The 3,386-nt window shown below is 72.9% G+C and carries 1 protein-coding gene; it reads right to left on the bottom strand.

Translation table 11 applies throughout. The features are described from left to right. Positions 1 to 2,961: MobF family relaxase (gene mobF / locus BLW04_RS25025; protein ID WP_175484300.1), on the bottom strand; the 2,961-nt coding region annotated here is incomplete at its 3' end. Positions 2,962 to 3,386: the final 425 nt, after the last annotated feature.

The following is a 3,386-nucleotide window of genomic DNA, read 5'->3' as shown; positions in this document are numbered from 1 at the left end:
CCGCCACCGAAGTTCTACGGAACTCGGGACAACCTCTGTTGGGCCACCGGGGCGCGGGTCGTGACCTTCCGCGAGGGCGTGAGCGTCGAGGTAGCGCTCGACGGCGACGTGCAGTTGCCGGCCGGGGTCGGTGGTATCGGTGAGGGTGCTGGTGGCGGAGGCTTGTTGGTCGGTGCGGGCCAGCACTGTGCGCAGCAGCTCCGGCCTGTCCGCTGACGTGTCGCTGTTCGGGCGGGCGGGGTTGAGGGCGGGATGGGCCGCGTCGTCGTCGTCGATCGGGCTGGGGGTCAGGTGCAGGTGGTTGGCGGATCGGCCGCGGGACAGTGCGACGTAGAGCTGTTCGCGGGTCTCGGTGCCGGTCACCAGGGTGTGGGTGGTGTCGGCGGTGGCGCCCTGGGCGAGGTGGATGGTGGCGGCGTAGCCCAGCTGCACATGTTCGTTGACGTAGGTGGCGGGGAGGGTGAGTTGCCGGCGGGTGGGTGCGTGCCGGACGCGTAGCCCGCCGTCGCCGGTGAGGGCGGTGACGGTGAACCGGTCACCGTTCTTCACCCACTCGGTGGCGGTGATGACCAGGTCGCGCTGGTTGTGCCGGGCCAGGACGACGTCCCCGATCGACGCGGCGGTGCCATCCCGCAGCCCGACCTTCGGCTGCCCGGTGTCTGGGGTGCCGGCCAGTCGGGCGGCGCGGGCGCGGGCGTTGAGCTCAGTGACGAGGGTGTTGCTGCCGGCCAGCAGCAGGCTGTCCCGGCCGGCGGCGCGGTCAGCTGCCCACCCAGCCAATGCGGAATCCACAGCGTCGCTGGAAGCGTCGGGACCCTCTTGTCCCGTCCCCAGGCTGTTGGCGCGCGTGTGGATGCGCCCGCGTCTGGCGTAGAAGGCCAAGCCGTCGGGGTCCCCAGCTCGGATGGCCAGCGTCGCTCGGGCCTCGCCGGGATCGGTGAACCGGACCGGGGTGTCCAGCTGCACGCCCCCGTGGGCGCGGACCAGGTCGTGCAGCACGCCGCCGGCGGTCGGGGAGGACAGTTGGTCGGTGTCCCCGACCAGCCGCACCGACCCACCGGCCGCGGTGACCGCGTCGATCAGCGCGGCGAGGTCGGTGGTGGCGGCCATCCCGGCCTCATCGACCAGCACCAGCACGTCCCGGCCCAGCGGCACGCCGCCGATCCACGGCGCCTCGCCAGGACCGTTCCGGCTGGCGGCGATCGCCCGAACGGCGGCGGCGAGGGTGACGGCTGGGTGCCCGGTGGCCTTGCGGAGTTCGCTGGCGGCGACCGCGGAGGGCGCCGCACCGAGAATGGTGCCGCCGGCGTCGGTCCACGCGGTCGCCAGGATCCCCAGGGTCGTGGTCTTGCCGGTGCCGGCTGGGGCGATGGCGACCTGCACCCGCCGTCCGGAGCCGGCCAGTTCCCGCACCATCGCCTGCTGCCCGGCGTTCAGCGTCCGGCCGGCCACGCGCGCCTCCAGTAGCGCCAGCTCGATCAGCCCGGCCGGCACGCGACGCCCGTCCGTGCGCTCGCCGGCGGCGAGGATCCGCCGTTCGGCGTTCAGCAGCGCCGGCGTCGTGAACAGCTGGGTGTGCGCGGTGTCGTAGACGCTGGCGCCGTTCCTGCGGCGCAGCCCCGCCGGCTCCACGACATCCATCTCGGCCGCCGGCAGACGGTCCTGCCCCGTTTCGCGGTCCAGGCGCAGTGACAGGTCTCCCGACAGTGCAACCGTGAGCGCCTCCTCGATCGCGGTGTCCAGGGCGTGCAGCGGGATCCGGTTAGTGCGGGCCAGGCGTTCCAGCTCGGCCCGCAGATGGTGACTGGTGAACACGGCCCGCTGGACCGAGACGGTCCCCACGGCGGTCGTGGCGGCGTGGGTTGTCCATCCCGGATCCAGGCTGGACGCGGCAGGTCGCTGGTGTACGACCCGGTCGAGGACCTTGCCCGCGGCGTCGGTACCGAGCACCTGGTCGGCCTGGGCGCGCCAGGTTCGGCGTTGCTCGGCCTCACTGCGCGGGCCGTGCTTCGCCTGGCGGGTGGCCAGGGTGGCCTGCTGCGCCAGCGCATGGCCCTCGGCGGTGGTGGGCTCCCGCCCGTAGGTGGCCCGGAACCGGGCCAGCAACTCGGCCTGGCTGGTGGTGATCTGCGCCCGCCGGGACGACCACGCCGCAATCAGCTCGGCCGGGATCCCGGCCAGCTCCCGTACCGGGCGCAGCCCCGGGCGGGGAGCCCGGTCGGTGAAGGTGACACCCAGCCGATGAACCAGCTGGGCCTCGAGTCGGGTGTTGTACCGCTCGGACGCCGCCACGGCCGCGGCGTGCAGCGCCCGGCCGTCCAACGCCCGCCACCGACCATCCAGGGTGCGGACCTTGTTGGAGATCGCGACGTGGGCGTGCAGATCCGGCTCGCCGTTGCGGGAATCGCGGTGGGTGAACGCCACCGCCAGCAGGCCGGTGACGTCGACCTGCCGCAGCCCGCCGGTGCCCAGCCGGGTGTAGACGGCGGTGCGTTCCAGCCAGCCGATGGTGTCGGTGACGGCGGCGGTGTGGGCGGCCTCGACCTGAGCAGCGACATCCGGGTCGGCCAGCGCCCACAGCGCCGAGACGCTCTTCACCGGGGAGAAGGTCAGGTCATAGCCGGCCACCGACACCCGCGGCCCCGTCGTGACGAATGGCGTCCCCAGCAGCACTGCTCCCGGGCCGTCGCCGGTCTGACCGTCGGAGGTGATGGTGACGGCGTTGGGGTGGTGACCGTGGCCGAACAGCGCCAGCATCTGCGCCTCGGACACCGAGTCGCCCGCGCGCGGGCCACCCTCGAGGTACGCCAGCCCGCCGCCGAGCCAGACGCCGGGGGACTCCCCGCGCTGTTCGTAGTAGGCGCCCAGCGAGCCGCGGCCGCGGGCGGTGACATCGCCGGCGGCCACCTGTCGGGTCAGGTACGTGTAACCCGAACCGGCCGAGAGCTTGTGCAACGACATCACCGCCGCCCACCTCCCCAGCCTCGGGTGCGCCGGCCGCCGCAGAGAGGAGGTCCCTCGATTGGGCCCGTCGCTGCGCCGAGGGTCGCCGAGGAACGTTCAACGCCACGTCACCCCGCAGGTCAGCTGCCTGAAGTCCCTGCTTGGGCTCGACTGCGCGCCGGAAACGGGCGCCCGAGGGTGCAAGGTCGGGCCGGGGTGACGAAGCGGTGGCACCGCGGACGAGCGCCCGTCGCCGAGACGAGTGTCAGAGGCAGTGTCAGAGGCAGAGGCAGAGGCAGAGGCAGAGGCAGAGGCGACTAGAGCGTGTCTGCCAAAGATTGGCGGGTTGGTGGGCGACGCTGGACGAATGTTGCGTACCGACGGGATCCCGGACGAGTTGTGGGAGTGAGGTTGTCCCGAGTTCCGTAGAACTTCGGTGGCGG

The organism is Modestobacter sp. DSM 44400 (assembly GCF_900107175.1).
Lineage (GTDB): Bacteria > Actinomycetota > Actinomycetes > Mycobacteriales > Geodermatophilaceae > Modestobacter.
Note: the sequence above shows the minus strand (reverse complement) of the source record. Positions and strands in the feature narration are given on the sequence as shown.